The sequence below is a fragment of the Thauera humireducens genome (assembly GCF_001051995.2).
Classification (GTDB): Bacteria; Pseudomonadota; Gammaproteobacteria; order Burkholderiales; family Rhodocyclaceae; genus Thauera; species Thauera humireducens.
Genome location: NZ_CP014646.1, coordinates 2,260,923 through 2,286,297 on the forward strand (window position 1 = coordinate 2,260,923; position 25,375 = coordinate 2,286,297).

Consider the following 25,375-nt stretch of genomic DNA (forward strand, 5'->3'; position numbering starts at 1 on the left):
ATTGTAGACCGGCACGGCGCAGCGAGCTTCCGCCGGGCGGAACGCCACGGCTCAGGCATGAGCCTGTTGCACCGCAGCAACACTTGACTTGTCAGGACGACAATCGGCAGCTATTTTTGAATTGTGCATAGCAACATTTTTTGAATTCCGGCGGAACCAATTCACACTTCGCCGAACTAAACAGCCGTAAAATCAACGCTTATAAAGAGGCCGCAGCAGGATATTGCGGCACACCATAATCCCTGGGTTTGCGCAGCCCAGAAGGTTTGCGCAGGGACTGGGGCGAGACAATCGCCCTAACGGAGAACGCATCATGAAAACACCGAAACTACTCCCCTGGTACGCCCGCAAGGCGGGCATCTCGACCGAACGCGCCGAAACGCTGTGGCGCAAGGCCGTACGCGAGGCGACCGCAGAAACCGGCTGGGTCGGCAACTCGGAATACTGGGGCGCCTGCATGGACGCCTTCGTCCGCCTGCTCGAAGAAGAACGCAACACCCTCTGCGCGCCCAAGGTCCTGCCCTTCGTGCAGAGCCAGGCCCGCATGTGGCGTCTGCCGCTGCTGGCCATGGAAGACGTCTTCTCGGCCATCCATGCCAACTGGCAGCGCAACCTGGGCGTTCCGCGCAAGGCCGCTTGAAGCGGCGCTGGACACAAACCCGGCGCCTCGCCCTCGAAGACGGGCGCCAAACCTGAATTGCGACGTGCAGCCCCGCGCTGCCCGTCCTGGTCTCCCTCCCTCTCCTTCAATGGAGATTTGGCATCCCGCCTTGCGGCGGGGTGCCATTTTTTTGTCCACGCCCGACGTGGCACCGGTTGTCACTTACTGAGCGCGCCTGCACGGTGGGCCCCGGCTTCGCGGTATACTCGCGCGTTTTCAACGCTTTCAGCCCCGCGCGCACGCTCATGCAGGACAAATACCAGCCCGCCGCCGTCGAGACGGCCGCCCAGCAGCACTGGGACTCCACCGACGCCTTCCGTGTGACGGAAGACGCGAGCAAGCCCAAGTACTACTGCCTGTCGATGTTCCCCTACCCCTCGGGCAAGCTGCACATGGGGCACGTGCGCAACTACACCATCGGTGACGTGCTCGCGCGCTTCCACCGCATGAAGGGCTACAACGTGCTGCAGCCGATGGGCTGGGACGCCTTCGGCATGCCGGCCGAGAACGCCGCGATCCAGAACAACGTACCGCCGGCGAAGTGGACCTACGCCAACATCGAGTATATGAAGGCGCAGCTCAAGCGCCTCGGCTTCGCCATCGACTGGTCACGCGAACTCGCCACCTGCACCCCCGAGTACTACCGCTGGGAGCAGTGGCTGTTCACCCGCCTGTTCGAAAAGGGGCTGATCTACAAGCGCCTCGGGACGGTGAACTGGGACCCGGTCGACGAGACCGTGCTCGCCAACGAGCAGGTCATCGACGGCCGCGGCTGGCGCTCGGGCGCGCTCGTCGAGAAGCGCGAGATCCCCATGTACTACATGAAGATCACCGCCTACGCCGACGAACTGCTGTCCGCGCTGGACGATCTGCCGGACTGGCCGGAGCAGGTCAAGCTGATGCAGAAGAACTGGATCGGCCGCTCGGAAGGCGTGGAGATCAGCTTCCCGTTCGATGTCTCCAGCATCGGCCACGAAGGCGTGCTGAAGGTCTTCACCACCCGTGCCGACACCCTGATGGGTGCGACCTACGTCGCCGTGGCCGCCGAGCACCCGCTCGCCACCCAGGCCGCGGCCAACAACCCGGCCCTCGCCGAGTTCATCGAGGAATGCAAGCGTGGCGGCGTCGCCGAAGCCGACATCGCCACGATGGAAAAGAAGGGCATGCCCACCGGCCTCAAGGTGCGCCACCCGCTCAGCGATGAGCCGCTCGAGGTCTGGGTCGCCAACTATGTGCTGATGGGCTACGGCGAAGGTGCGGTGATGGCGGTGCCGGCGCACGACGAGCGCGACTTCGCCTTCGCCACCAAGTACGAACTGCCGATCCGCATGGTGGTCGGCTCGGACGCCTACACCGACACCGTCGCGCCCTGGCAGGACGCCTACGCCGAATACGGCCATCTGGTGAACTCCGGCAAGTACGACGGCCTGGACTTCCAGGGCGCGGTCGACGCGATCGCCGCCGACCTCGCCGCCAAGGGCCTGGGCGCCAAGCGCGTGCAGTACCGCCTGCGCGACTGGGGCATCTCGCGCCAGCGCTACTGGGGCTGCCCGATCCCGATGATCCACTGCGCCGACTGCGGCGACGTGCCGGTGCCGGACGAGCAACTGCCGGTGGTGTTGCCCGAGAACGTCGAGATCACCGGCCGCGGCTCGCCGCTGGCCAAGATGCCCGAGTTCTACGAATGCAGCTGCCCCAAGTGCGGCAAGCCGGCCAAGCGCGAAACCGACACCATGGACACCTTCGTCGAGTCGTCCTGGTACTTCCTGCGCTACGCCTGCGCCGACAGCAGCACCGCGATGGTGGATGAGCGCGTCAACTACTGGGCGCCGGTCGACCAGTACATCGGCGGCATCGAGCACGCCATCCTGCACCTGCTGTACTCGCGCTTCTTCACCCGCGCGATGCGCGACTGCGGCCTGGTCAACGTTTCCGAGCCCTTCAGCGCCCTCCTCACCCAGGGCATGGTGGTGGCCGAAACCTATTACCGCGATCTCGACGGCGGCAAGAAGCAGTGGATCAACCCCGCCGATGTCCTTGTCGAGCGTGACGACAAGGGGCGCATCGTCGCCGCCAAGCTCGAGTCCGACGGACTGCCGGTGGTCATCGGCGGCACGGAAAAGATGTCGAAGTCGAAGAACAACGGCGTCGACCCGCAATCACTGGTGGACCAGTACGGCGCCGACACCGCGCGCCTGTTCATCATCTTCGCTTCGCCGCCCGACCAGCAGCTCGAATGGTCCGACGCCGGCGTCGAGGGCGCCTCGCGCTTCCTGCGCCGGGTGTGGAACTACGGCCACGCCTTCACCAGCGAAACGCGCGCCGCGCTGCCGGCCGAACGCAAGCTCGCGGCCAACGCGCTGCCCGCTACAGCGGCCGACGTGCGCCGCGAGATCCACACGCATCTCAAGCAGGCGAGCTACGACTTCGGCAAGCACCAGTTCAACACCGTGGTGTCGGCGGCGATGAAGATCCTCAACGCGCTGGAGAAGGCGCACAAGGATCTGGCCGCCAATGAGCCGGCCGCGCATGCCGAGGTCGCCGAGGAAGGCTTCTCCATCCTGCTGCGTCTGCTGTCGCCGATCACCCCGCACATCTGCCACGCGCTCTGGCAGGACTGCGGCTTCGGCAGCGACATCATTGCCGCAAGCTGGCCGGCGGTCAGCGAGGACGCGCTGCGACAAGACGAGATCGAGTTGATGGTGCAGGTCAACGGCAAGCTGCGCGGCAGCATCAAGGTCGCCGCCGATGCGGCGAAGGCCGACATCGAGGCGCTGGCGCTGGCCTCGGAAGCCGCACAGAAGTTCATGGAAGGCAAGCCGGCGAAGAAGGTCGTCGTCGTGCCCGGCCGCCTGGTCAACATCGTCGCCTGAGGACGCCATCATGCACAGCCGCACGCATGCCGCCCTGCCGGCCGGTGACACGAGCACCATCGCATCGACGGCAAGACGGCGCCTGCTGCTCGGCGGTGCCGGGCTCGCCGGCCTGCTGCTGTCGGGCTGCGGCTTCCGCCTGCGGGGGCCGCAGCGGCTGGATTTCGCCACGCTGCATGTGAACGTCGGCGAGCTCACCGAACTCGGTGCCAGCATTCGTCGCCTGATCGCCACGACCGGCAGCACCACCGTCGTCGAGGACGCCGCGCAGGCGGACGCCCGGCTGCAGATCCTCGGCATCGATCGCGGACGCGAGATCCTGAGCCTCACCGGCGCCGGCAAGGTGCGCGAATACCAGCTCCGGCAGACGCTGCGCTTCCAGCTGCTCGACAAGAGCGGCAGGGCCGTCATTCCGCCCACGGCCCTCTCGGCATCGCGCGAGTACACCTTCGACGACTCCCAGGTCCTCGGCAAGGCGCAGGAAGAAACCCTGCTCTACGAGGACATGCAGAAGGATCTGCTGCAGCAGATGATGCGTCGGCTTGCGGCCGCCGAGCGCGCCGGCTGATTGCCTTCACCGGACTCGCACCGCGCCGTGAACCTGCGTCCCGACCAGCTTCCCGCCCTGCTCGACAGGCCGCTGGCGCCACTGTGGCTGCTGCACGGCAACGAACCGCTGCTGGTGCTGGAAGCCGCCGATACGATCCGCGCCGCCGCCCGGCGGCAGGGCTTCGAGGAACGTGAGACGCTCGTCGTCGGCCAGGGCTTCAAATGGGACGCCCTGACGCTGGCCGCCGGCAACATGTCACTTTTCGGTGGCGCCAAACTCATCGACCTGCGCATCCCCACAGGCAAGCCCGGTCGCGACGGCGGCGAAGCCCTGCAGCGCTACGTCGCCAGCCTGCCGATGCAGACGCTGACCCTGATCACCCTGCCCGAACTCGACTGGCAGGCGCGCAAGACGGGCTGGTTCAAGGCCGTGTCCGAAGCCGGCAACAGCCTCGAGTTCAACGCCCCCGAGCGCGAGCGTCTGCCCGAGTGGATCGGCCGCCGGCTCGCCTTGCAGAAGCAGACCGCCAGCGCCGATGCGCTCGCCTTCATCGCCGATCACGTCGAAGGCAACCTGCTCGCCGCACACCAGGAGATCCTGAAGCTCGGGCTGCTGCACCCCGAGGGCGCGCTGACGCTCGACCAGGTGCAGGACGCCGTGCTCAACGTCGCGCGCTACGACATCGACAAGCTGCGCCAAGCCGTCGTCGAAGGTGATCCGGCGCGCTGCGCCCGCCTGCTCGAAGGCCTGAAGGGCGAAGGCGCGGCCCCACCGCTGGTGCTGTGGGCCCTGGCCAACGAGACACGCAGCCTCGCCAACCTCAGCGCCGGACGCGACGCGGGCCAGCCGCTGCCCGCGCTGTTCAAGGCCGAACGCATCTTCGATCCGCGCCGCCAGCAGGCCGTCGGCCGTGCACTCGGCCGCCTCGGCCAGGGCACCCTGCGCGCCGCGCTGATGCACGCCGCGCGCATCGACCGCATGATCAAGGGATTGGTGCCGGGCGACGTATGGGACGAGTTCCTGCAACTCGCGCTACGGCTGGCGCAACGCCCATAGCCCCCGCGCGCTGTTCGGTGTTTTAATTGCTGTTTAGCTCGACACCAACCGACATCGCGATGGACATCCAGAACTACATGCAGACCCTCGGCCGCCAGGCCCGCGCCGCCTCGCGCGTGCTGGCCGCCGCCTCGACCGAGGCCAAGAATGCCGCGCTGCTGGCGATGGCCGCCGAGATCCGCGCCCGTCGCAGCGAATTGCTCGCGGCCAACGCGCAGGACCTCGCCGAAGCCCGTGCCGCGGGCCTCGAGCCCGCGCTGATCGACCGCCTGACGCTCAACGAAAAGGGCGTCGAAGCCATTGCCGTTGGCCTCGAGCAGGTCGCCGCGCTGCCCGACCCGGTTGGCGAGATGACCGACATCAAACGCCGTCCCTCCGGCATCCAGCTCGGCAAGATGCGCGTGCCGCTGGGCGTGATCGGCATCATCTACGAAGCTCGCCCCAACGTCACTGCCGACGCCGCGGCGCTGTGCCTGAAATCCGGCAACGCCGCAATCCTGCGCGGCGGCAAGGAAGCGATCAACGCCAACCGCGCGATCGCCGCCTGCGTGCGCGCCGGCCTCATCGCAGCCGGGCTGCCCGAGCATGCGGTGCAGGTGGTCGAGACCACCGACCGCGAAGCCGTCGGCACCCTGATCACGATGCCCGAGTACGTCGACGTGATCGTGCCGCGCGGCGGCAAGAGCCTGATCGAGCGCATCTCGAAGGACGCGCGCGTGCCGGTGATCAAGCACCTCGACGGCAACTGCCACGTCTACATCGACGACGAGGCTGATCCCGCCAAGGTCGTGCCCATCGTCGAGAACGCCAAGACCCAGCGCTACGGCACCTGCAACACCGCCGAATCGCTGCTGGTCGCGCGTGACGTCGCCGACATCTACCTGCCGGAAATCGGCCGCATGCTCGCGGCCAAGGGCGTGGAGATGCGTTGCTGTGCCGATTCGCTCGCCCTGCTCGCGGAGGCAGGCATCGACGCCGGCAAGCTCGTCGCCGCCACCGAGGCCGACTGGCGCGAGGAGTACCTTGCCCCGATCATCGCCGTGAAACTGGTTGACGGGCTCGACGACGCGATTGCCCACATCAACACCTACAGCTCGGGTCACACCGAAGCCATCGTCACCGAGAACTACACGCACGCCATGCGTTTCCTGCGCGAAGTGGATTCTTCCTCGGTGATGGTCAATGCCTCGACGCGCTTTGCCGACGGCTTCGAATACGGCCTCGGCGCTGAAATCGGCATCTCTACCGACAAGATCCACGCCCGCGGCCCGGTCGGTCTCGAAGGGCTGACCAGCCAGAAGTGGATCGTCTTCGGCAACGGCGAGATCCGTCGCTAACCCCTCTTTCCCCGACAGGCTCCATCCTCATGAATCGGTTCGCACGCAAGCTGCTGGCCACGACCCTGCTGACGGCCAGCCTGGGCATCGCCCACGCCGCCGTCGAAGTCGCCGGCATCGGCTTCAGGTCGCAGGAGACGCTCGACAGTGGTGCGCTCATGCTCAATGGTGCCGGCCTGCGCACCCGGCTGACTTTCAAGGTCTATGCGATGGGGCTGTACGTGCGCACCCCGGCCACCGACGCTGCGGCGCTGCTCCAGGACTCGGGCGAGAAGCGGATCCGCATCGTCATGATCCGGGACCTCGAGGCCAAGCAGTTCGCCGACGCGATGCGCGCCGGCCTCGAACGCAACCACGATGCTGCCGCGCTGGCCAGCCTCAAGCCCTCCACCGATGCGCTGCTGGCAGCCGTAATGGGGAGCGGCGATGCCAGGTCGGGCACCGAACTCATCCTCGATCAACTGGCCGACGGCTCGACCCGCCTGCTGGTCAACGGGCAAGCACGTAGCGACATCGCCGACCCGGCGCTCTACCCGGCCCTGCTTCGGATCTGGATCGGCGACCGCCCCGCGGATGCGGATCTGAAGGAAGACCTGCTGAATCGCAAGAAGTAAGGCAGTGACGAGGGCGCCTGCCGAGCTCCGGACGCAAACGTTCGACGCAGTGATCGCGCTGCCGTTCGGACCGTTCGGCATCCGCACGTCGGGTGGCGCGGTCAGTGAACTGGTGTTCCTTCCCCCGGACACCCCCTTGCAGCCGCCCGCGACCGAGACTGCAAGCGCAGCGGCGCAGGCGCTGCGGGACTGGATCGACGATACCGGTGGCGCCTTCCCTCTGCCGCTGAGGGCGCGTGGCACCGCCTTCCAGCGTCGCGTGTGGGCGGAAATCTCCGCCATCCCCACCGGGCAGACGCGCCGCTACGGCGAGCTTGCTGCACGTCTTGGCAGTGCCGCACGGGCCGTAGGTCAGGCCTGTGGCGCCAACCCCTATCCGCTGGTCGTGCCGTGTCACCGCGTCACCTCTGCCGCAGGGCTTGGCGGCTTTGCCAACGCCCGCGACGGCTGGCTGCTCGAAGTCAAACGCTGGCTGCTACGGCACGAGGGCGCCCTGTGAGCGCACGGCCGCCCGCGGTCGATGCCAGCCTGCCCGCTCACACCCGCGCCGAGCTCGACCGCTTCATCGACAGCCTCTGGCTGGAGCATGGCCTGGCACGCAACACGCTTGCGGGCTACCGCAGCGACCTGACGCTTTTCGCAGCCTGGCTGAACGCACGCGGAACGGCCCTGCCGGCAGCGCGTGCGGCCGACCTCGCCGCCTACCTGGCGGAGTTCAGCCTGCGCGCCAAACCCGCGAGTCAGCGCCGTTTGCTGGCCGCCTGGCGGCGCTACTACCGTCACCTGCTTGCCAACCGCGAGATCGCGGATGACCCGACCCTGATGCTCGACCCGCCGATGCCCGGCCAACGCTTTCCGAAGACACTGAGCGAAGCCCAGGTCGAGGCCCTGCTGGCCGCACCGGATATCGACACGCCACAGGGCCTGCGCGACCGTTGCATGCTCGAGGTGCTCTACGCTGCGGGTTTGCGTGTATCCGAGCTCATCGGGCTGAAGCTCTTTGCCGTCAGCCTCGATCAGGGGGTGATCCGGGTGATGGGCAAGGGCAGCAAGGAGCGCCTCGTACCGCTCGGCGAGGTCGCCGCGGACTGGATCGTGCGCTATGTGCGCGAAGGCCGTCCCGCCCTGCTCGCAGGCCGGCAATGCGACGAAGTCTTCGTCACTCGCCTCGGCGCCGGCATGACAAGACAGATGTTCTGGCGCATCATCAAGCAGAACGCGGTCGTTGCCGGCATTCCCGTCGAGCGCATTTCACCGCACACGCTGCGCCATGCATTCGCGACCCATTTGCTCAATCACGGCGCGGACTTGCGCGTGGTCCAGTTGCTGCTTGGTCATGCCGACATTTCGACGACACAGGTCTATACGCACGTTGCCCGCGAGCGCCTGAAGCAATTGCATGCAAAGCATCACCCGCGCGCCTGACTGGAGTGCAGCACCATTCAGCGTCCGCCAATGGTCTAATTGGAATTTCACCATGAGCCGACAGAACATCCACGCGCCGGAAACGCCGGCCACACGCTTCCTCCGCCAACATGGCGTGGCCCATTCGAATCACCTTTACGAATACGAGGAACATGGCGGCACGACCGTTTCTTCGCGCGAACTGAATGTCAGCGAGCACGCCGTCGTGAAGACGCTGATCATGGAGAACGAAAATGCGCAGCCCCTGGTCGTATTAATGCACGGCGACCGAAAGGTCTCGACGAAGGAACTCGCACGGCAGATCGGCTGCAAGCATGTCGAACCCTGCAAACCCGAAGTCGCCAACCGCCACACGGGCTATCTGGTGGGCGGTACATCACCGTTCGCCACACGCAAGACCATGCCGGTATATATGGAGCGGACGATCCTCGAGCTGCCGCTGGTCTACATCAACGGCGGGCGCCGGGGATTCCTGGTCGGGCTGCACCCGCACGACATTCTACGGGTATTGAAGCCCACGCTCGTCGAAGTCGCGAATTGAGCATTCAACCCGGGAATATCGCCAGACAATTGCCACGAAAAATAAAAATCATCCGCTTCTCCTTCAATTGCTGGCAGAATCCGGATAGTGATATCCGCTAGCGTCGCGTGGTCAGCAGCAATAGTCGCAAAGCCATCGCGGACGGGCACACGAATACAAATATACGAAGGAGAAATGATGGACCTGTCGAATTACTCGCTTCCCGAGTTGCGCCGCCTGGCGGCGAAGGTCGAAACCGAGATCCGCCGTCGCAGCGACACCACGCGCCGCAACCTGCTGAAGCGGGTGCAGAAGATGGCGGCCGAAGAGGGCCTGACGCTCGACGATCTGCTCGAAACCCCTGCCGCCACGCCGGAGACGAAGGCCGCGCCCAAGGGCACGGGCCGCCGCGCCAGCGCGAAGAAGACCAAGGCAGCCCCGGTGGTGAAGTATCGCAACCCTGCCAATCCGGAACAGGGCTGGAGCGGCCACGGCCGTCGTCCGCAATGGGTCCTCGACTGGCTGGCACAAGGCAAGGCAATGGACGAACTGGCCGCCTGATTTCGCGGCGTCGGATCGAATCGCCGGATGGAGGCAGCAGCCTCGATCCGGCGATTTTCATTTGGCTCAGCCGGTATGCGGCGGCAAGCTGCCGTCCCGTCCGCGCTGGATGAATACCCCGACACGGCGAACATCTTTCATCACGCCAATCTTCGCCACTTTCAGCTTGACCCAGGGCGCGCCGAATTCATCGAACAGCATGCGCACGACGAATTCCCCCAGGCTTTCGATCAGGTTGAAATGGCGCTGCCCCAGTTCCTCTCGAATACGCTGCGTCACCACCGCATAGTCGATCGTGTCCGCAATGTCGTCATGCTCGGCGGCGGCGTCGGGAACACCGAAGGTGAGATTGAGCTCGACAGTCTGGGGGCCCGTCTTCTCACGTGCGTAAATGCCGACCCAGGCCTTTACACGCAACTCCTCGATGAAGATGAAATCCATGGTGGTTCCCGTTTAGAATCGCTGCGATTCTATCCTGTGCGCCCGCCGACAGCGGTGCCAGCGCGCCCACGCTGAACCTTTTCTGCATTCGTTCCCCGACCACACGGGGTACGTGGAGCAATGATGTCCCTGCTTGCCCTGCTCGTCGCCGCGTATCTGCTAGGCTCGATTCCTTTTGCCATCGTCACCAGCAAGCTATTCGGGCTGGAGGACCCCCGCAAGTACGGCTCGGGCAACCCGGGCGCCACCAACGTATTGCGCAGCGGCAACAAGGGCGCCGCCGCACTGACTCTGGTTGGCGACTGCCTCAAGGGCTGGCTGGCCGTTTGGGCCGCGGCGCGGCTGGGCTTCGGCCCCACCGAAGCAGCCCTCGCCGGACTGGCCGCATTCCTCGGCCACGTGTTCACGATCTTCCTGCGCTTCAATGGCGGCAAGGGCGTGGCAACGGCGCTCGGCGTGCTCGCGGGTGTGGACGGCCGCATTGCGATCCTGTGCGCACTGGTATGGCTGGCGGTCGCGTTCACCACCCGTTATTCTTCGGCCGCCGCGCTATCGGCGGCCGTGGCCGCTCCGCTTGCCGGCCTCCTCTTCCTCGGACCGCAGGCCAGCGTGATCGTGCTGCTCGCCATGGCGGCCATGCTGATCTGGCGCCACGCGCCCAACATCCAGCGCCTGCGCGCCGGCACCGAGGGCAAGATCGGCGGCAGCAAGAAGCCGAAGACGGACTAAGGCGTCCGGCCGCGCATCGGCATCAGATCGCCGCACCCGGCGGCGGCTGCAGTTCCACCAGTGGCCAGCGCGGACGGATGCGCACAGCCGGCTCGCCGCGCCCACGCTCCCCCGCCGCAAATCGCATCGCCCCGGCAAACGCGATCATCGCGCCGTTGTCCGTACACAGCGCCGGCTCGGGGTAATGCACCCGGCCTCCACGCTTGGCCAGGGCCGCGTCGAGCACCTCGCGCAATCTGCGGTTCGCCCCCACGCCCCCAGCCACGACCAAGGTCTTGAGCCCCACCTTCTTCAGCGCAGCGAGCGCCTTTGCGCACAACACATCGACGACCGCATCCTGGAATTCGGCAGCGAGATCCGCCATTCGCGCGGGGTCCCAGTCTGGCGCGGAGACCACGTTCAGCACGGCCGTCTTGAGACCGGAGAAGCTGAAGTCGAGATCACCCGAATGCAACATCGGCCGCGGCAGGCGGAAGCGCCCTGCCACGCCCTGCGTCGCCAGCTGCGCCAGTTGCGGCCCGCCCGGATAACCGAGCCCCAGCAGTTTCGCCGTCTTGTCAAACGCCTCGCCTGCGGCGTCATCGACAGATTCGCCCAGCAGGGCGTAGTCGCCCACGCCGCGCACCCGCATCAGCTGCGTGTGACCGCCCGAGACCAGCAGGGCGACGAAGGGAAACGCCGGCGGATCGTCCGACAGCAGCGGCGACAGCAGGTGACCTTCAAGGTGATGCACTGGCAGCGCCGGGATTCCGCGCGCCATCGCGAAGGATTCGGCGACGCTGGCGCCGACGAGCAGCGCCCCTGCAAGTCCCGGTCCAGACGTGTAGGCCACGGCATCCAGCGCTCCGCCCTCGAGCCCCGCCGCCTCGAGCGTCTGCTTCAACAGGATCGGCAGGCGCCGGATGTGGTCCCGCGACGCAAGCTCGGGCACGACGCCGCCGTAGGCTGCGTGCAGGTCGATCTGCGAGTGCAGGCAGTGTGCCAGCAGGCCGGTCTCGGTGTCATACACCGCCACGCCGGTTTCATCGCAGGAAGTCTCGATCCCCAACACTTTCATTGCTTGCATCCGTTTGATTCGATGCCGCATTTTACTAACTTTTCAATAAGTAGAGTCATTCCAGGATATAGCGGCACTCTGGCTGCCTGAAAAATGACTTCACGAGTTCAGGGAGCTTCTGGATGCTGCGCAATGCACCGAGTGCGAGTCGCTTCATCTCCTCGGCACTCTCGACCAACTGGCGCGAAACCTTGCGCTTCACATGAGCCCAGACCGTTTCATCGGGGTTCAGATGCGGCGAGTACGGCGGCAGGTAGAAGAGTTTGAGCTTGCCGTCCAAGCCCTCGACGTAGCTCTTGACCATCTTTGCCTTGTGGATCGGATGACCATCGACGATCAGAAACACCGGCTTCTCGGCATTGACCATCAAGCGCTTGAGGAACTCGACGAACACCTTCGCGCCAACCGAGCCTTCATGCAACATGAATCGAAACTCGCCCTGCGTGCTACTAACTTTTCAATAAGTAGAGTCATTCCAGGATATAGCGGCACTCTGGCTGCCTGAAAAATGACTTCACGAGTTCAGGGAGCTTCTGGATGCTGCGCAATGCACCGAGTGCGAGTCGCTTCATCTCCTCGGCACTCTCGACCAACTGGCGCGAAACCTTGCGCTTCACATGAGCCCAGACCGTTTCATCGGGGTTCAGATGCGGCGAGTACGGCGGCAGGTAGAAGAGTTTGAGCTTGCCGTCCAAGCCCTCGACGTAGCTCTTGACCATCTTTGCCTTGTGGATCGGATGACCATCGACGATCAGAAACACCGGCTTCTCGGCATTGACCATCAAGCGCTTGAGGAACTCGACGAACACCTTCGCGCCAACCGAGCCTTCATGCAACATGAATCGAAACTCGCCCTGCGTGCTAACCGCCGAGATCATGTTCAGCGAGAAGCGCCGGCCCGTCGCCTGCACCACCGGCGTCTGGCCCTGCGGCGCCCAGGTCGTGCCGGTGTGGTAATCCGAGCGGATACCCGACTCGTCGCCAAAGTAGATCGTTGCGCCGACCCGCTTGGCTTCGGCGCGGATCGTGGGGTAGGTCTCCGTCTCCCACGTGCGCACCAGCACCGGGTCTTGCTGCCACGCCTGGTAGAGCGGCTTCTGGGCGCTGAAGCCCAGGATCTTCATGAGACGGTGGACCGAGGAGACCGACAACTCCTTCTTGAACTGGCGCTTGATCAGGTGACGGATCAGCGACAGCGTCCACAAGCCGAACTCGAACTTGAACTGCTGCGGGTTATGGTCACGAACGGCATTGGCGATCCACGACAACTCCTCGGCGCTGAGTTTGCTGGGGCGCCCCGGAATCGGCTTGGCCAGCAATGCGTTCTGCCCGCCATTGGCAAAGTCGGCGAGCCACCGGAAAACGCTGCGCTCATTCACGCCATACGCCGCCGCGACGCTTTGCACTGTCTGCCCCTCACGCACTGCTTTGACAGCCTGCTGCCGCATCACCTGCAAGGTGTGATGATCGAGGGCACGGCCGTCGGAAGGTCGTTTGCATTTCATGGGGCATATTATCGCTCACATGACACTACTTACGGGAACGTTAGTAACCGCCGAGATCATGTTCAGCGAGAAGCGCCGGCCCGTCGCCTGCACCACCGGCGTCTGGCCCTGCGGCGCCCAGGTCGTGCCGGTGTGGTAATCCGAGCGGATACCCGACTCGTCGCCAAAGTAGATCGTTGCGCCGACCCGCTTGGCTTCGGCGCGGATCGTGGGGTAGGTCTCCGTCTCCCACGTGCGCACCAGCACCGGGTCTTGCTGCCACGCCTGGTAGAGCGGCTTCTGGGCGCTGAAGCCCAGGATCTTCATGAGACGGTGGACCGAGGAGACCGACAACTCCTTCTTGAACTGGCGCTTGATCAGGTGACGGATCAGCGACAGCGTCCACAAGCCGAACTCGAACTTGAACTGCTGCGGGTTATGGTCACGAACGGCATTGGCGATCCACGACAACTCCTCGGCGCTGAGTTTGCTGGGGCGCCCCGGAATCGGCTTGGCCAGCAATGCGTTCTGCCCGCCATTGGCAAAGTCGGCGAGCCACCGGAAAACGCTGCGCTCATTCACGCCATACGCCGCCGCGACGCTTTGCACTGTCTGCCCCTCACGCACTGCTTTGACAGCCTGCTGCCGCATCACCTGCAAGGTGTGATGATCGAGGGCACGGCCGTCGGAAGGTCGTTTGCATTTCATGGGGCATATTATCGCTCACATGACACTACTTACGGGAACGTTAGTAACCCGCGACCTGCATCTTCTGCGCGCGGAGTACTTGCCATCGCCTGGCGCGTGGTTTATATTCGCCGTCTTTCTGCCCACCAGACACCCAAGGAAGTCCGCAATGCCCGGTATCCGCGTCAAGGAAAACGAGCCGTTTGAAGTTGCGATCCGCCGCTTCAAGCGCACCATCGAAAAGACCGGTGTGCTGACCGAACTGCGCTCGCGCGAGTTCTACGAGAAGCCCACCGCCGAGCGCAAGCGCAAGCTGGCCGCCGCAGTGAAGCGCAATCACAAGCGCCTGCGCAGCCAGATGCTGCCGCCGAAGCTGTACTGATACGCTCCGCACCCGGCTTTCCGGTTGCCCGCACGCCGGGCGAAGGTCACTCGACCTTCGCCCGGCGTGATGCTTTTCCCGTTTCAGTTCCGGCCCGTCATTACGACGGTCCGCAAGCCCCGCTCGCCCGCGTACGATGATCCCTCAGTCCTTCGTTCAGGAGCTGCTGTCGCGCGTCGATATCGTCGACGTCATCGAACGCTATGTGCCACTGAAGAAGAGCGGCGCGAACTACTTCGCCTGCTGCCCCTTCCACGGCGAGAAGTCCGCCTCGTTCTCGGTCAGTCCATCCAAGCAGTTCTACCACTGCTTCGGTTGCGGCGTGCACGGCAGCGCACTCGGCTTCCTGATGGAATACAGCGGACTGGGCTTCGTCGAGGCGGTCAAGGAGCTGGCCGCTCAGGTCGGCCTGCAGGTCCCCGATGACGGACGCAATGCCAGTCCGCAGGACGACAGCAGCGAACGCCTGTACGAGGCGATGGGCCTCGCCGCGCGCCTCTACCGCGAACAGCTCAAGCCCGCCCGCCGCGCCATCGACTACCTGAAGCGCCGCGGTCTTTCGGGCGAGGTCGCAGCGCGCTTCGGCCTCGGCTACGCGCCCGACGAATGGCAGGCCCTGCAGAAGATCTTTCCCGACTATCAGGCAAAGACGCTCGCCGACGCCGGCCTGGTCATCGACAACGACCAGGGCCGCCGCTACGACCGCTTCCGCGACCGCATCATCTTCCCGATCCACGACCGGCGCGGGCGCATCATCGCCTTCGGTGGCCGCATCCTGGACAAGGGCGAGCCGAAGTATCTGAACTCCCCCGAGACACCACTGTTCGAGAAGGGGCGGGAGCTCTACGGCCTGTACCTGGCGCAAAAACCGATTCGCGACGAAGGCTTTGCCGTCGTGGTCGAAGGTTACATGGACGTAGTCGCGCTCGCGCAGTACGGCATCGCCAACGCCGTCGCCACGCTCGGCACAGCAACCACGCCGCAACACGTTCACACCCTGCTGCGCCAGACAGACCGCGTCGTATTCTGCTTCGACGGCGATGCCGCCGGGCGCCGCGCGGCCTGGCGCGCACTGGAAAATGCACTGGAGTCCCTTCGTGACGACGCCACGCTGGCCTTCCTGTTCCTGCCCACGGAGCACGACCCCGACTCCTTCGTGCGTGCCGAGGGCGCCGACGCGTTCCGCAAGGCCGCGACTGCTGCCACGCCACTGGCCCGTTTCCTGATCGAGGAACTGCGCAGCCGGCACGACATGGACGCCGCCGAAGGCCGCGCCGCCTTCGTGCATGAGGCAATGCCATTCATCAACCGCATCTCCGCACCCCTGCTGCGATTGCAGGTGATCAAATCGGTGGCTGAAGCGAGCGGACTGACGCAAGCGGAAGTCGAGCACGCCCTTGACCTCCCGGCGCCAGCCCGGCGGGATCGACAGCCCCGGCGCCCCGAACCGCAGGCCAGCCCGCCCTTCGACGACACGCCCCGCCCGGCCTTCGCCGGCAAGCGCAGGCGGGAGGGCACATTCCGCCCTCGCCCCGCCGGCAGGCGCAAGCCACCTTCGACCGCAGGCACCCTGTTGCGTCTGGTGCTTCAGCACCCGACCTGGGCCGCGCGCATGCCGGTGGATCTGATCCCCTCCGACAGTCCGGAAGGCCTTGCGCTCATCGCCATCATCGACCTGCTGAGCCTGGGGGAGCCCATCCCCGCCGGCGGACTCGGCGCCCTCATCGAGCGCTTCCGTGACACCCCGCACGGCGAAACCATGTCAAGAGTCGCGGCAGAGCTCGTCAACGCCGAGTTCGACGAGGCCGTCGTCGAGATCCTGTTCGAGGACAGCCTGAGAAAACTGCATGCCGACAGCCTCGCAAACGAGATCGCCACACTGCTGCAGCAGGACCGCGAACACGGTCTCGATGCAGCCGGACGCCATCGCCTCGGCGAGCTGCTTCTGGAGAAGCGCGAACTCTCGAATGCGTCGAAAGTCTCAGATTTATAGTACAATTTTCGGTTTCCCATTTTCTTACACCCTCACCTGAGGAGTGCTATGGCACGCGAAACAGCCAAGGATTCGGCGCGCAAGGTCAGCCCCAAGCGGACCTCCAAAGCGAAGGACAAGGCCGCACAGGTCGTCGAAAGCCCCGTCGCAGCACCGCTCGACGCCGAAGTGCGCCGCACGCGGCTGAAGACACTGATCACGCTCGGCAAGGAGCGCGGCTATCTCACGTACGCCGAGATCAGCGACCACCTGCCCGATGATGTCGCCGACGCCGAACAGATCGAAGGCATCATCGCCACCTTCAACAACATGGGCATTCAGGTCTACGACGAGGCACCCGCCGCCGAAGACCTGCTCATGTCGGACAGCGTCGCGACCAATGTCGATGAAGACGTCGCCGAAGAAGAAGCCGAGCAGGCCCTTTCCTCCGTCGACTCCGAGTTCGGCCGCACCACCGACCCGGTGCGCATGTACATGCGCGAGATGGGCACGGTCGAACTGCTGACCCGCGAGGGCGAGATCGAGATCGCCAAGCGAATCGAGGACGGCCTCAAGCACATGGTGCAGGCCATCTCCGCCTGCCCCACCACGATCGCCGAGATGCTCGCGATCGTCGACCGCATCGCCGCCGACGAAGCCAAGATCGACGAACTCGTCGACGGCCTGATCGACCCCAACGCGAGCGAAGGCACGGAACCCGCCGCCGACAGCGATATCGAGGAAGCCAGCGCCGCTGCCGATGAGGAAGCCGACGAGACCGAGGCCGACGAGGACGAAGAAGACGACGCCGCCAGCGCCGAGAGCGCCAATGCGGCCTCGCTGCTGCAGCTCAAGAACGACGCGCTCGCCCGCTTCGCCGCCATCCGTGAGCTCTACGCCAAGCAGATGGACGCCCTGCAGAAGCGCGGCTCGCAGGACACGCACTACCTGCTGCTGCAGCAGCAGATTTCGGACGAACTGCTGAACATCCGCTTCACCGCCAAGGCCATCGAGAAGCTGTGCGACTCGGTACGCCATATGGTCGAACAGGTCCGCGGCCACGAGCGCCAGATCCTGCAGCTGTGCGTCGATCGTGCAGGCATGCCGCGCACGCACTTCATCAAGGTCTTCCCGGGCCAGGAAGCCAACCTCGACTGGCTCAAGGATGAGATCGCCACCGGCAAGAACTACGCTGAAGGCCTGATGCGCATCCACCCGGCGGTGCTCGAAGAGCAGCAGAAACTCATCGACCTGCAGGAAAGACTGGGCATTCCGCTCAAGGAACTGAAGGACATCAACCGTCAGATGTCCACCGGCGAGGCCAAGATGCGCCGCGCCAAGCGCGAGATGACCGAGGCCAACCTGCGCCTGGTGATCTCGATCGCCAAGAAATACACCAACCGCGGCCTGCAGTTCCTCGACCTGATTCAGGAAGGCAACATCGGCCTGATGAAAGCGGTGGACAAGTTCGAATACCGACGCGGCTACAAGTTCTCGACCTACGCCACATGGTGGATCCGCCAGGCCATCACGCGCTCGATCGCCGACCAGGCACGTACGATCCGTATCCCGGTGCACATGATCGAGACGATCAACAAGATGAACCGCATCAGCCGCCAGATCCTGCAGGAAACCGGTGCCGAGCCGGATCCCGCCACGCTGGCCGAGAAGATGGAGATGCCCGAGGAGAAGATCCGCAAGATCATGAAGATCTCCAAGGAGCCCATCTCCATGGAGACGCCGATCGGCGACGACGACGACTCGCATCTGGGCGACTTCATCGAGGACACCGCGACCCTGGCGCCGGCCGAAGCCGCGATGTACTCCGGCCTGCGCGACGCTACCGGCGAGGTGCTCGACTCACTCACCCCGCGCGAAGCCAAGGTGCTGCGCATGCGCTTCGGCATCGAGATGAACACGGACCACACGCTGGAAGAAGTCGGCAAGCAGTTCGACGTTACCCGCGAGCGCATCCGCCAGATCGAAGCCAAAGCCCTGCGCAAGCTGCGCCATCCCAGCCGCTCGGAGAAGCTCCGCAGCTTCCTCGATAGCGACCAGTAAAGCCTCAACGGGCCTCTAGCTCATGCCTGGTTAGAGCAGCGGACTCATAATCCGTTGGTGCTGGGTTCGACTCCCAGGGGGCCCACCAGCAGCACTTGAAGCCGTCAGTCCGAAAGGACTGGCGGCTTTGTCGTTTACGACGCCACGAGGGAGCTCCGGGCCGACTCATGCGGCTACGCGTCACCCTCCCGCCCACTCCATGCCCGCGCCAAAACGCCGTACATCCAGCTCAAGGACGCGATGAGGGCAAGGCGATACGCGGGCCCTTTGCCCTTGATTCGATCTCCGCAAGAGGAGCACCGAGCACCAAACAATGCTTTAAGCATATTCCAATTAATGACAAATGCGTTTATGCTTTAAACATTCGCCGACAACCCGTCTGACGGGATGACGACCGACTCATCAGCCTGTCGTCGGATGGCCTCGTAGATCGACCTCATGGAGACCCGTTCATGCGCAACAGCATCCACCTCCCAGCCCATCGGCAAGGCGGTCAGGGCATGACTGAGTACATCATCATCGTGGCGATGATCGCGATCGCGGCCATCGCGGTGTATCAGTACTTCGGCCAGACCGTCCGCAACCAGACGGCCGCCATCGCCCAGGAACTGTCCGGCCAGGATGGCACTGCCGCTCGGACCGCGGCTCAGACCTCGGCCAACACTGCCCAGACCGTAGGCAACGAGCGCCAGACGCTCGACACCTACGTCAATCAGGTCGCCAAATGACCGGCCACTCCGCCAGGCCAATCGCCGCGGCGGGGTACAGAGGCGCGGGCGATGACCTTTAGCTCCCCTGGACAGCAGCATGGGCAAGTCCTGCCTCTGGCCCTGGTGCTGCTTGTCGCGGTCGCGGCCACGACGTTCTACATGTTCAACAGTGGCCAACTCGTGCAGGAAAAGCTGCGCCTCACCAACACCGCCGACGCAGTCGCTTACAGCGCCGGCGTGTTCGAGGCGCGGATGCTCAACTACGACGCCTACACCAACCGCGCAATCATCGCGAACCAGATCGCGATCGGTCAGGCTGTCGGGCTGGCCTCGTGGGCGAAGTACATGGGTACATCGGCCGACAACATCGGACCCTACCTCTACCTGATCCCCTACGTCGGCCCGGCCCTCAAGGCGGCGATGGACCATGTCGCGTCCATCATGGAGATCTTCACGTCAGCCCTTGCCGCTGCGATCCCGCTGCACGACACAGCGATCCAGGCACTGGCCCTGTCGCAGCAGGTCATGCACGGCCCTGGCGACAGCGTTGCGCTGGGGAACCGCCTGGCCGTCATGCAACGTGTGGCGCGGGAGAACGATCCAGAGGCCGTTGTCGATCCCGTGCCGATCAGCGACGACTTCATCGGCTTCACCCGCAATCATGAATCGCGCGAAGAGCGTCGCCGCATGGGACGCGTCGTCAGCGACAGTCGCGAATCCTTCCTGCGCAGCCGGAACTGGAACTTCGGCCTCGTCGTGCTGTGCACCGGCATCCAGTTGCGCAAACGCGGCGGCACCGAACTCATCGATCTCGCGGACGGTTGGAAATCCATGGACACCCTGTCCGCACACCGCTATCGCATCCGTCGTTTCAGCTGCCGGCGCTCGGAGAGACCGATCGGCTACGGCACAGCGTTCTCCGATGAAGATCTACCGGACAGCGCCTACAGCTACTCGGGCTCACGCAGCACCAACCCCAGGGCAAGCCGGCGCGCTGATTCAGGCGAAGGCATCGCCGAAGGCTTCGATCCCGCACCGAGCACGATAGGCGGTGGCGCGATCCCGACCTTCAAGGAACTCTCATCACGCGCCCTCGAAATGGACGACCCGGTCACGCAGCTCACGATCCGGGTCACGAAGGCCGCCGGCGACCAGCGCTATTCGGGCGGCGCGAGCCTCATCCGGCCCCAGGGGCGGCTCGAACTGTATGACGGCGCCCATTCGGGCGGCCAGAGCGCGGCCGCCGCACGCGTGGAAGTCTTCTTCGAGCGTCCGGACGCAGGCAACCCGCGCCATCCGGACCGTAACGAGCTCGGCAGCCTCTTCAACCCCTACTGGCAGGTCCGCCTCGCCCCGATCACGCCGGCCGAACGCCTCATGGCCCAGTTGCGTCAGGGCGGACTTCAACTTCCCTAGATCCGCCTCAAGCCCACCGCGATGCTGCAAGGTTTCCGCCCCCCACCTCAAAGCCCGCTCGCGTTCGCGCAACTGGCCTTGTGCTGCGCGGTGCTCTGCACGCAAGCAGCCGCGGCGGCACCCGAAGCGGACGGCTACGAAATCCGCCGCGAAGGCACATCCCCCTTTGTCCGTGACGCGGCCATGCGCACCGCCGTTGCACGCGAGGCGCAGTGCAACGCGCTGGCGGCCCAATGCCGTGTGCTCGCGACAACACACGGCAGCGCCGCGGGCGCCGCATGCCTCGCCCGCATGCAATCCTTCGAGCTGATCGGCGACCCCGGCACGGCTGGACGCCGCGAGGTCATCGAATACCACCTGCCCGCCAGGCAGAAGTCCTCGGTCACCGTGCGCACCCTGGAACTGGTTGAAACCGCCGTCTGCCGCCTGGAAGTCCTCGAGCGCGTGACGACCACCATCACCCATCATCGGCCACGGGGGCGACGGGTGTTTACCCGCGTCATCAACCCCCGAAAGGGCGCGCAACCGTGGCGCAGCCAGCAGCTTCCCGCGCTCGGTGCAGACAGCCTGGCCCTGGTCAGCGAACGCTTCGCGATCGACGCGACGATGGTCGTAAGCCCGCTGCCGGAGCGCGGGGAAGAACGTTTCGCCGGTATGCCGTGCCACTGGAAGCGGATCACCGGACCGTGGACGATGGCGTTGTGCGAGTCCACACACAGTCTGGGCATGCCGATCAACCGCAGCCTCAGCACCCAGGTGACCGGACCGGGCGCTGACGGCCCGGAGGTTCTTCTCGAGGAAAAGGTGGTGCTGTTCCGCGGTCCGGTCGCGCTCTCGACAACGCATTTCGAACCCGGCGGGCATCGGACGGACGAGGCCAGCCACGAACCTGCAGCCGAGGAGGACGACAATGCGCACGCCGACTGAACGTCCTCCTTGCCGGCGGTCGCGCGTTGGCGGGCAGTCGACGGTCGAGTTCATCGTCCTGGCACTGGTGCTCATTCCCCTGCTGCTCACCGTGCCGCTGATCGGCAAGTACATGGATTTGGCCCAGACCACCACCTCGGCGAGCCGCTACGTCGCCTTCGAGGGCATGGTGCATCACGGCTCGAGCCTTCACCCGTGGAAGTCCGACGCCGCGCTCGCCGTCGAGGTGCGCCGCCGCTTCTTCAGCAACAACGATGCGCCGATCAAGCACGACGACGTCGCGGGCGACTTCAACGCCCATCGCAATCCCCTCTGGTTCGATCACCGGGGCGACGCCCTGCTGCCGTCCTTCGCGAGCAACGTCGGCGCCTCCAGCCAGCGCGAATCGCTCGAACAGCCCTTTGGCGCGGCGTACGCATCGGGCATGGGCCTGAGCCGGACCAACCTGCACACGGGCGTCGCACGCGTCACGGTCGCGGACGTCGAGGGACTGGCTCCGTTCGACACGCTGGGCCTGGCCATGCAGCGCAGCACGACCGTCCTCGTCGACCCCTGGTCCGCGTCCGGTCCGAACGCTGTCCGCTCGGCAGTACGCAACGACGGCTGGAACCCGCTCGGGCACTTCCCCTATCGCCCGCTTGAAGCCCTGGTGACCCCGATCGAACCCTTCGTCGCGGTCCTCGAGGGCGCCAGTCCGCCCGACATCGGTCGCGTCGATCCCGACTTCGTCCCCGCCGATCGCATCCGATGAAGACCTCGCGCTTAGCACTCTGCCTCCTGATGACCTCGGTCGCTGTCCACGCCGCGCCGTGGCCGCGCGTGAAGCCCCCGCCCGAGGCGCGCGTCGAAACGATCGGCGAGCAGATCCGCCTCAATGGCATCCCGATGCACATGGCGCGGATTCGCTCCCGTTCAGCCACGGCCGAGCTGCTCGACCACTACCGGGAAGCGCTCGGCAAGCCCGTCGCGCATGCGCAGGTTGCCGACACGCACGTGCTGTCCCAACGGCGCGGCGACCACTTCATCACGGTTTCGATCAATGCGACGGACTATGGACTGAGCGAGGCATTGCTGTCGATCGCCGACATGCAGGCCGCCCGCCAGGCGGCCGATCGCCCACTCGCCTTCAGACTTCCCGCTGGCTCCGAAATCCTGTCGGACCTGGAGTCGGTCGACGGACCGATCAGCGCACGCCAGCTCGTGCTGGAGAACGCGCACACGCTGCGCACCAACCTCGAACAGCTCTCCCGCAGTCTCGCCGACCGCGGCCTTACGCCCGATGGGCCACCGCTCACCGACGTGGACACAGCCATCGTGCAAGGTTTTCACGGCCCGGTCGGCGAGGCTCGCCTCGTGCTGGTTCGCCACGACGGCAGCACCCGTGCCGTGCTCACCCTGCGACTCAAGCGCTCATGAAACGCGCCTTCGCCATTGCCGGGCGCGGCCAGGCACTCACCGAATACCTCGTCGCCCTGCTCGTGCTGATGATGCTCTTCGGCATCGCCTTTACCGGTGAGGAATCCGTGGTCGACACCCTGCTCGCCGCCGTCCGCAGGGCCTTCGATCGCCAGAGCGCCTTCATGTCCCTTCCCCTGTGACGTCCACCGACATGCTGAACAAAACCAGGAAAAACTGGCTCATCCTCGTCCTGTCCCTCGTCCTCGGCGCCGCCGCGGCGTTCGGGGCAAGCCGCTATCTTTCGCAACGCATGGCCGAGATCGAGGCACGTGGCAAGGACAGCGACACCGTCCGCCTACTGGTCGCAAAGACGAACCTTGCAGGCGGCGCCACCCTCAGCCCCGACACCGTCGCCGTGCGCGAAGTACCGCGTGCCTGGGCGCACTCCGGCGCCATCACGCCGGACCAGTACAGCCGCGCAGAGGGCTCGGTGCTCGCGCATCCGGCCAATGCCGGGGAGCCCATCCTGTGGGCGCAGCTGGAGGGACGCCGTGCGCCGACCTTCTCCACGCGACTGCAGTCCGGCCAGCGCGCCGTCACGGTGCCCGTCGACGAGATCAGCTCGCTGTCCGGGATGGTGGTACCCGGCGACCTCATCGACATCGTCGTCTCGGTCCGCGACGGCAAGCGCAACTACACCTTCACGCTGCTGCAGCGCGTGCGCGTGCTGGCGACGGGCAGCAAAGCCAACGTCGACGCGCGCGACACCGACGGCCGCCCCGGCTTCACCACGATCACACTCGACACCGCTCCGGACGATGCCAAGCGCGTCATCGCGGCACGCGAAATCGGTCACGTGACGGCGCTGCTGCGCGCGCCAGGCGACGTTGCCGCCGTGTCGGATGCGATCACCGAGGCCCGTAGCCTTCTCGGCCTACCCACCGGACACGACAACGGCGTCAGCAGCGTCCCGGTCATCTACGGCGGCGGCCCGATCACCGAGGGGCTGACCCTTGGACAACGCGCCCCCGCGACCGAGGACTGAGGCCGGCACGGCACACCGTCATCAGCCCCCCATTTCAACCGCCTCCGCCCGCGAACTCCGATGCGCCCATTCCGACAACTCCTGCTTTGCCTGACCGCAGTGCTTGTGACGCCTGCCGTCGCCCTTGCCGACGATCCCGTCGAACTGACGATGTTCGAAGGCGAGACCCGGGTCATTCCCGAACCCAACGCCGGCCGACTCGCGGTCGGCAACGGCCAGGTGCTGTCCGCGGCGGTCCTCGACGACCGCGAGATCCTGCTCATCGCCAACAAGGTGGGCATCTCGTCGCTGCACGTCTGGTCCTCGAAAGGACGTAACCGGCGCGTCAAGATCACCGTGGTACCGGCCGACACCCCACGCGTCAATCGCGAGATCGCGGCGTTCATCGCCGGCATTCCCAATGCGCGTTCCTCGGTCATCGGCGACAAGGTGGTCGTCGAAGGCGACGGCCTCAGCAACCGCGACCAGGCCCGTATCGAGGAGTTGGCCAAGCGCTATCCGCAGATCATCAACTTCACCAACCCGGTGGGCTGGGAAAAGATGATCGTCATGGACGTGCAGATCGTCGAGTTCCCGATCAACATGCTGAGGGAAATCGGCCTGGCGTGGAACGCCACCGGCGGCGCCGCGATCGGGGGCATCTGGATGCCCGGTCGGCGCGGCAATGCGCCACTGCAGATCGACGTCCGCACCGGCACCGAGAACGCCCCGCCCATCGTCAACCCGGACGACGCCATCGGCCCGGTGCCGCTCAGCTCCAGCCTCAACGTCCTGTCCGCCATCAACGTCGGTCTAAACGCGCAACTGCGCCTGATGGAACAGAACGGCTCGGCCTCCATCCTCGCCCAGCCCGTGCTTTCGGCGCGCAACGGCGCCGAGGCGAGCTTCCTCGCCGGCGGCGAATTCCCCTACAGCGTCAGCAACATCAACGGCACGACGATCCAGTTCAAGCCCTACGGCATCCGGCTGGAGATCACGCCCACGGTCGATCACAGCGGCGTGATCCGGGCGCGGATCATGAGCGAGGTCAGCGATCTCGACCTCTCGGTCATGGGCAGTTCAGGCCCCGCGCTGCGGACGCGCAAGACCGAGACCGAGTTCAACGTGTTGCAGGGCGGCACCATCGTCCTCAGCGGACTGCTGAGCCGGGACATCAACGCCTCGATCGACAAGGTCCCCTTCCTGGGCGACATCCCTGTCCTGGGCGCCCTGTTCCGCTCGCGACGTTTCCAGAACAACGAGACCGAACTCGTCGTTTTCGTCACACCGCATGCGGTCGACAAGCACACCGTCGAGCAGGCCGAAACCATGCTGCGCGCCCGGCAACGCCTGGACGGCACGCCGCGTGCCACCGAACCCGATCTCTCGGCCGTGCCAGGCCTTCCCGCAGCCGCCAAGGCGCCGGACGCGGGGACTACGGACAGCGCGCTCGACCAGCCCTTCCCCTGGGTCAACAACTGACGCGGGGG

Annotated in this window: 25 protein-coding genes, 1 tRNA gene and 2 pseudogenes; 23 read left to right on the forward strand and 5 right to left on the reverse strand. The window is 65.4% G+C overall.

The window, feature by feature from the left end:
• The first annotated feature begins 313 nt into the window (after positions 1–313).
• The 10 genes from AC731_RS10610 (at position 314) to AC731_RS10655 (ending at position 9,597) form a co-directional block, all read left to right on the forward strand.
• On the forward strand, positions 314–640 hold the full coding sequence (locus AC731_RS10610) for a hypothetical protein (protein WP_004260929.1): 327 nt from the start codon (positions 314–316) through the stop codon (positions 638–640).
• A 266-nt stretch (positions 641–906) separates the two neighbouring features.
• Positions 907–3,534: a leucine--tRNA ligase gene (gene leuS, locus AC731_RS10615; protein WP_048710004.1), complete on the forward strand. Its 2,628-nt coding sequence runs from the start codon at positions 907–909 to the stop codon at positions 3,532–3,534.
• Positions 3,535–3,544: 10 nt separating this feature from the next.
• Positions 3,545–4,102, forward strand: coding sequence for an LPS-assembly lipoprotein LptE (locus tag AC731_RS10620; protein ID WP_156480702.1), 558 nt, complete (start codon positions 3,545–3,547; stop codon positions 4,100–4,102).
• A gap of 27 nt (positions 4,103–4,129) precedes the next feature.
• Positions 4,130–5,140 carry a DNA polymerase III subunit delta gene (gene holA / locus AC731_RS10625; protein ID WP_048705930.1) on the forward strand — a complete coding sequence of 337 codons (1,011 nt, stop codon included), beginning with the start codon at positions 4,130–4,132 and terminating at the stop codon, positions 5,138–5,140.
• Between the two features lie 59 nt (positions 5,141–5,199).
• On the forward strand, positions 5,200–6,477 hold the full coding sequence (locus tag AC731_RS10630; RefSeq protein WP_048705933.1) for a glutamate-5-semialdehyde dehydrogenase: 1,278 nt from the start codon (positions 5,200–5,202) through the stop codon (positions 6,475–6,477).
• A 29-nt stretch (positions 6,478–6,506) separates the two neighbouring features.
• Complete coding sequence (locus AC731_RS10635; RefSeq protein ID WP_048705936.1) at positions 6,507–7,091, forward strand: chalcone isomerase family protein; 585 nt, start codon at positions 6,507–6,509, stop codon at positions 7,089–7,091.
• Between the two features lie 49 nt (positions 7,092–7,140).
• Entirely contained in the window at positions 7,141–7,590 is a 450-nt protein-coding gene (locus tag AC731_RS10640; RefSeq protein WP_205626587.1) for a methylated-DNA--[protein]-cysteine S-methyltransferase, read from the forward strand.
• Positions 7,587–8,516 (forward strand): site-specific tyrosine recombinase XerD, encoded by a 930-nt coding sequence (xerD, locus tag AC731_RS10645; protein WP_048705940.1) that lies wholly within the window; start codon positions 7,587–7,589, stop codon positions 8,514–8,516. The genes AC731_RS10640 and xerD overlap by 4 nt, the downstream gene beginning before the upstream one ends.
• 52 nt (positions 8,517–8,568) lie before the next feature.
• Positions 8,569–9,057: a Cys-tRNA(Pro) deacylase gene (ybaK, locus tag AC731_RS10650; RefSeq protein WP_004260952.1), complete on the forward strand. Its 489-nt coding sequence runs from the start codon at positions 8,569–8,571 to the stop codon at positions 9,055–9,057.
• A 177-nt stretch (positions 9,058–9,234) separates the two neighbouring features.
• Positions 9,235–9,597: an H-NS histone family protein gene (locus tag AC731_RS10655; RefSeq protein WP_048705942.1), complete on the forward strand. Its 363-nt coding sequence runs from the start codon at positions 9,235–9,237 to the stop codon at positions 9,595–9,597.
• 66 nt (positions 9,598–9,663) lie between these two features.
• Here the strand turns inward: AC731_RS10655 and AC731_RS10660 are convergent, their stop codons facing one another.
• A complete protein-coding gene (locus AC731_RS10660; RefSeq protein ID WP_004260958.1) occupies positions 9,664–10,038 on the reverse strand; it encodes a dihydroneopterin aldolase in 375 nt (124 codons plus the stop codon).
• Positions 10,039–10,161: 123 nt separating this feature from the next.
• Between AC731_RS10660 and plsY the strand changes: the two genes are divergently transcribed.
• Positions 10,162–10,767 carry a glycerol-3-phosphate 1-O-acyltransferase PlsY gene (gene plsY, locus AC731_RS10665; RefSeq protein WP_198291526.1) on the forward strand — a complete coding sequence of 202 codons (606 nt, stop codon included), beginning with the start codon at positions 10,162–10,164 and terminating at the stop codon, positions 10,765–10,767.
• A 22-nt stretch (positions 10,768–10,789) separates the two neighbouring features.
• On the opposite strand, the gene tsaD is transcribed toward plsY, so the two are convergent.
• From tsaD to AC731_RS10685, 4 genes and pseudogenes are all read right to left on the reverse strand, one after another.
• Complete coding sequence (tsaD, locus tag AC731_RS10670) at positions 10,790–11,824, reverse strand: tRNA (adenosine(37)-N6)-threonylcarbamoyltransferase complex transferase subunit TsaD (protein WP_048705944.1); 1,035 nt, start codon at positions 11,822–11,824, stop codon at positions 10,790–10,792.
• Positions 11,825–11,879: 55 nt separating this feature from the next.
• Positions 11,880–12,272, reverse strand: a pseudogene (locus tag AC731_RS10675) (transposase); the annotation flags it as partial.
• Between the two features lie 22 nt (positions 12,273–12,294).
• A complete protein-coding gene (locus AC731_RS10680) occupies positions 12,295–13,329 on the reverse strand; it encodes an IS630 family transposase (protein ID WP_048705947.1) in 1,035 nt (344 codons plus the stop codon).
• 42 nt (positions 13,330–13,371) lie between these two features.
• Positions 13,372–14,016, reverse strand: a pseudogene (locus tag AC731_RS10685) (IS630 family transposase); the annotation flags it as partial.
• A gap of 148 nt (positions 14,017–14,164) precedes the next feature.
• Between AC731_RS10685 and rpsU the strand changes: the two are divergent.
• The 12 genes from rpsU to AC731_RS10745 all read left to right on the forward strand — a co-directional run bounded on the left by rpsU (position 14,165) and on the right by AC731_RS10745 (position 25,367).
• On the forward strand, positions 14,165–14,377 hold the full coding sequence (gene rpsU, locus AC731_RS10690) for a 30S ribosomal protein S21 (RefSeq protein WP_004260978.1): 213 nt from the start codon (positions 14,165–14,167) through the stop codon (positions 14,375–14,377).
• A 136-nt stretch (positions 14,378–14,513) separates the two neighbouring features.
• Positions 14,514–16,370: a DNA primase gene (dnaG, locus tag AC731_RS10695; RefSeq protein WP_048705950.1), complete on the forward strand. Its 1,857-nt coding sequence runs from the start codon at positions 14,514–14,516 to the stop codon at positions 16,368–16,370.
• Between the two features lie 48 nt (positions 16,371–16,418).
• Positions 16,419–18,410 (forward strand): RNA polymerase sigma factor RpoD, encoded by a 1,992-nt coding sequence (gene rpoD, locus AC731_RS10700; RefSeq protein WP_004260987.1) that lies wholly within the window; start codon positions 16,419–16,421, stop codon positions 18,408–18,410.
• A gap of 9 nt (positions 18,411–18,419) precedes the next feature.
• A tRNA-Ile gene (locus AC731_RS10705) sits at positions 18,420–18,498 on the forward strand.
• Between the two features lie 412 nt (positions 18,499–18,910).
• Positions 18,911–19,138, forward strand: a complete 228-nt coding sequence (locus AC731_RS10710) for a hypothetical protein (protein WP_038011770.1) — start codon at positions 18,911–18,913, stop codon at positions 19,136–19,138.
• Between the two features lie 51 nt (positions 19,139–19,189).
• Entirely contained in the window at positions 19,190–20,536 is a 1,347-nt protein-coding gene (locus AC731_RS10715; protein WP_048705952.1) for a pilus assembly protein TadG-related protein, read from the forward strand.
• 21 nt (positions 20,537–20,557) lie between these two features.
• Positions 20,558–21,463, forward strand: coding sequence for a hypothetical protein (locus AC731_RS10720; protein WP_048705954.1), 906 nt, complete (start codon positions 20,558–20,560; stop codon positions 21,461–21,463).
• Positions 21,447–22,214 carry a hypothetical protein gene (locus AC731_RS10725; protein WP_048705956.1) on the forward strand — a complete coding sequence of 256 codons (768 nt, stop codon included), beginning with the start codon at positions 21,447–21,449 and terminating at the stop codon, positions 22,212–22,214. Before AC731_RS10720 ends, AC731_RS10725 begins: the two co-directional genes overlap by 17 nt.
• Entirely contained in the window at positions 22,211–22,879 is a 669-nt protein-coding gene (locus tag AC731_RS10730; RefSeq protein ID WP_048705958.1) for a hypothetical protein, read from the forward strand. Before AC731_RS10725 ends, AC731_RS10730 begins: the two co-directional genes overlap by 4 nt.
• Complete coding sequence (locus tag AC731_RS10735) at positions 22,876–23,061, forward strand: hypothetical protein (protein WP_048705960.1); 186 nt, start codon at positions 22,876–22,878, stop codon at positions 23,059–23,061. Before AC731_RS10730 ends, AC731_RS10735 begins: the two co-directional genes overlap by 4 nt.
• Before the next feature lie 11 nt (positions 23,062–23,072).
• The gene (gene cpaB / locus AC731_RS10740) at positions 23,073–23,906 is read left to right on the forward strand and encodes a Flp pilus assembly protein CpaB (RefSeq protein ID WP_205626588.1); all 834 of its coding nucleotides are present in this window, start codon (positions 23,073–23,075) and stop codon (positions 23,904–23,906) included.
• A 60-nt stretch (positions 23,907–23,966) separates the two neighbouring features.
• Positions 23,967–25,367 carry a type II and III secretion system protein family protein gene (locus AC731_RS10745; RefSeq protein WP_048705964.1) on the forward strand — a complete coding sequence of 467 codons (1,401 nt, stop codon included), beginning with the start codon at positions 23,967–23,969 and terminating at the stop codon, positions 25,365–25,367.
• Positions 25,368–25,375 lie beyond the last annotated feature (8 nt).

Bases quoted from the DNA above. Each gene is read 5' to 3' on its own strand.
- dnaG (WP_048705950.1), top strand. From the start codon at position 14,514: ATGATCCCTCAGTCCTTCGTTCAGGAGCTGCTGTCGCGCGTCGATATC.
- ybaK (WP_004260952.1), top strand. From the start codon at position 8,569: ATGAGCCGACAGAACATCCACGCGCCGGAAACGCCGGCCACACGCTTC.
- AC731_RS10735 (WP_048705960.1), top strand. From the start codon at position 22,876: ATGAAACGCGCCTTCGCCATTGCCGGGCGCGGCCAGGCACTCACCGAA.
- AC731_RS10630 (WP_048705933.1), top strand. From the start codon at position 5,200: ATGGACATCCAGAACTACATGCAGACCCTCGGCCGCCAGGCCCGCGCC.
- AC731_RS10610 (WP_004260929.1), top strand. From the start codon at position 314: ATGAAAACACCGAAACTACTCCCCTGGTACGCCCGCAAGGCGGGCATC.
- tsaD (WP_048705944.1), bottom strand. From the start codon at position 11,824: ATGAAAGTGTTGGGGATCGAGACTTCCTGCGATGAAACCGGCGTGGCG.
- AC731_RS10620 (WP_156480702.1), top strand. From the start codon at position 3,545: ATGCACAGCCGCACGCATGCCGCCCTGCCGGCCGGTGACACGAGCACC.
- rpoD (WP_004260987.1), top strand. From the start codon at position 16,419: ATGGCACGCGAAACAGCCAAGGATTCGGCGCGCAAGGTCAGCCCCAAG.
- AC731_RS10725 (WP_048705956.1), top strand. From the start codon at position 21,447: ATGCGCACGCCGACTGAACGTCCTCCTTGCCGGCGGTCGCGCGTTGGC.
- AC731_RS10660 (WP_004260958.1), bottom strand. From the start codon at position 10,038: ATGGATTTCATCTTCATCGAGGAGTTGCGTGTAAAGGCCTGGGTCGGC.
- AC731_RS10745 (WP_048705964.1), top strand. From the start codon at position 23,967: ATGCGCCCATTCCGACAACTCCTGCTTTGCCTGACCGCAGTGCTTGTG.
- AC731_RS10720 (WP_048705954.1), top strand. From the start codon at position 20,558: ATGCTGCAAGGTTTCCGCCCCCCACCTCAAAGCCCGCTCGCGTTCGCG.
- leuS (WP_048710004.1), top strand. From the start codon at position 907: ATGCAGGACAAATACCAGCCCGCCGCCGTCGAGACGGCCGCCCAGCAG.
- AC731_RS10730 (WP_048705958.1), top strand. From the start codon at position 22,211: ATGAAGACCTCGCGCTTAGCACTCTGCCTCCTGATGACCTCGGTCGCT.
- cpaB (WP_205626588.1), top strand. From the start codon at position 23,073: ATGCTGAACAAAACCAGGAAAAACTGGCTCATCCTCGTCCTGTCCCTC.
- AC731_RS10710 (WP_038011770.1), top strand. From the start codon at position 18,911: ATGACTGAGTACATCATCATCGTGGCGATGATCGCGATCGCGGCCATC.
- AC731_RS10715 (WP_048705952.1), top strand. From the start codon at position 19,190: ATGACCTTTAGCTCCCCTGGACAGCAGCATGGGCAAGTCCTGCCTCTG.
- rpsU (WP_004260978.1), top strand. From the start codon at position 14,165: ATGCCCGGTATCCGCGTCAAGGAAAACGAGCCGTTTGAAGTTGCGATC.
- plsY (WP_198291526.1), top strand. From the start codon at position 10,162: ATGTCCCTGCTTGCCCTGCTCGTCGCCGCGTATCTGCTAGGCTCGATT.
- AC731_RS10635 (WP_048705936.1), top strand. From the start codon at position 6,507: ATGAATCGGTTCGCACGCAAGCTGCTGGCCACGACCCTGCTGACGGCC.
- AC731_RS10680 (WP_048705947.1), bottom strand. From the start codon at position 13,329: ATGAAATGCAAACGACCTTCCGACGGCCGTGCCCTCGATCATCACACC.
- AC731_RS10655 (WP_048705942.1), top strand. From the start codon at position 9,235: ATGGACCTGTCGAATTACTCGCTTCCCGAGTTGCGCCGCCTGGCGGCG.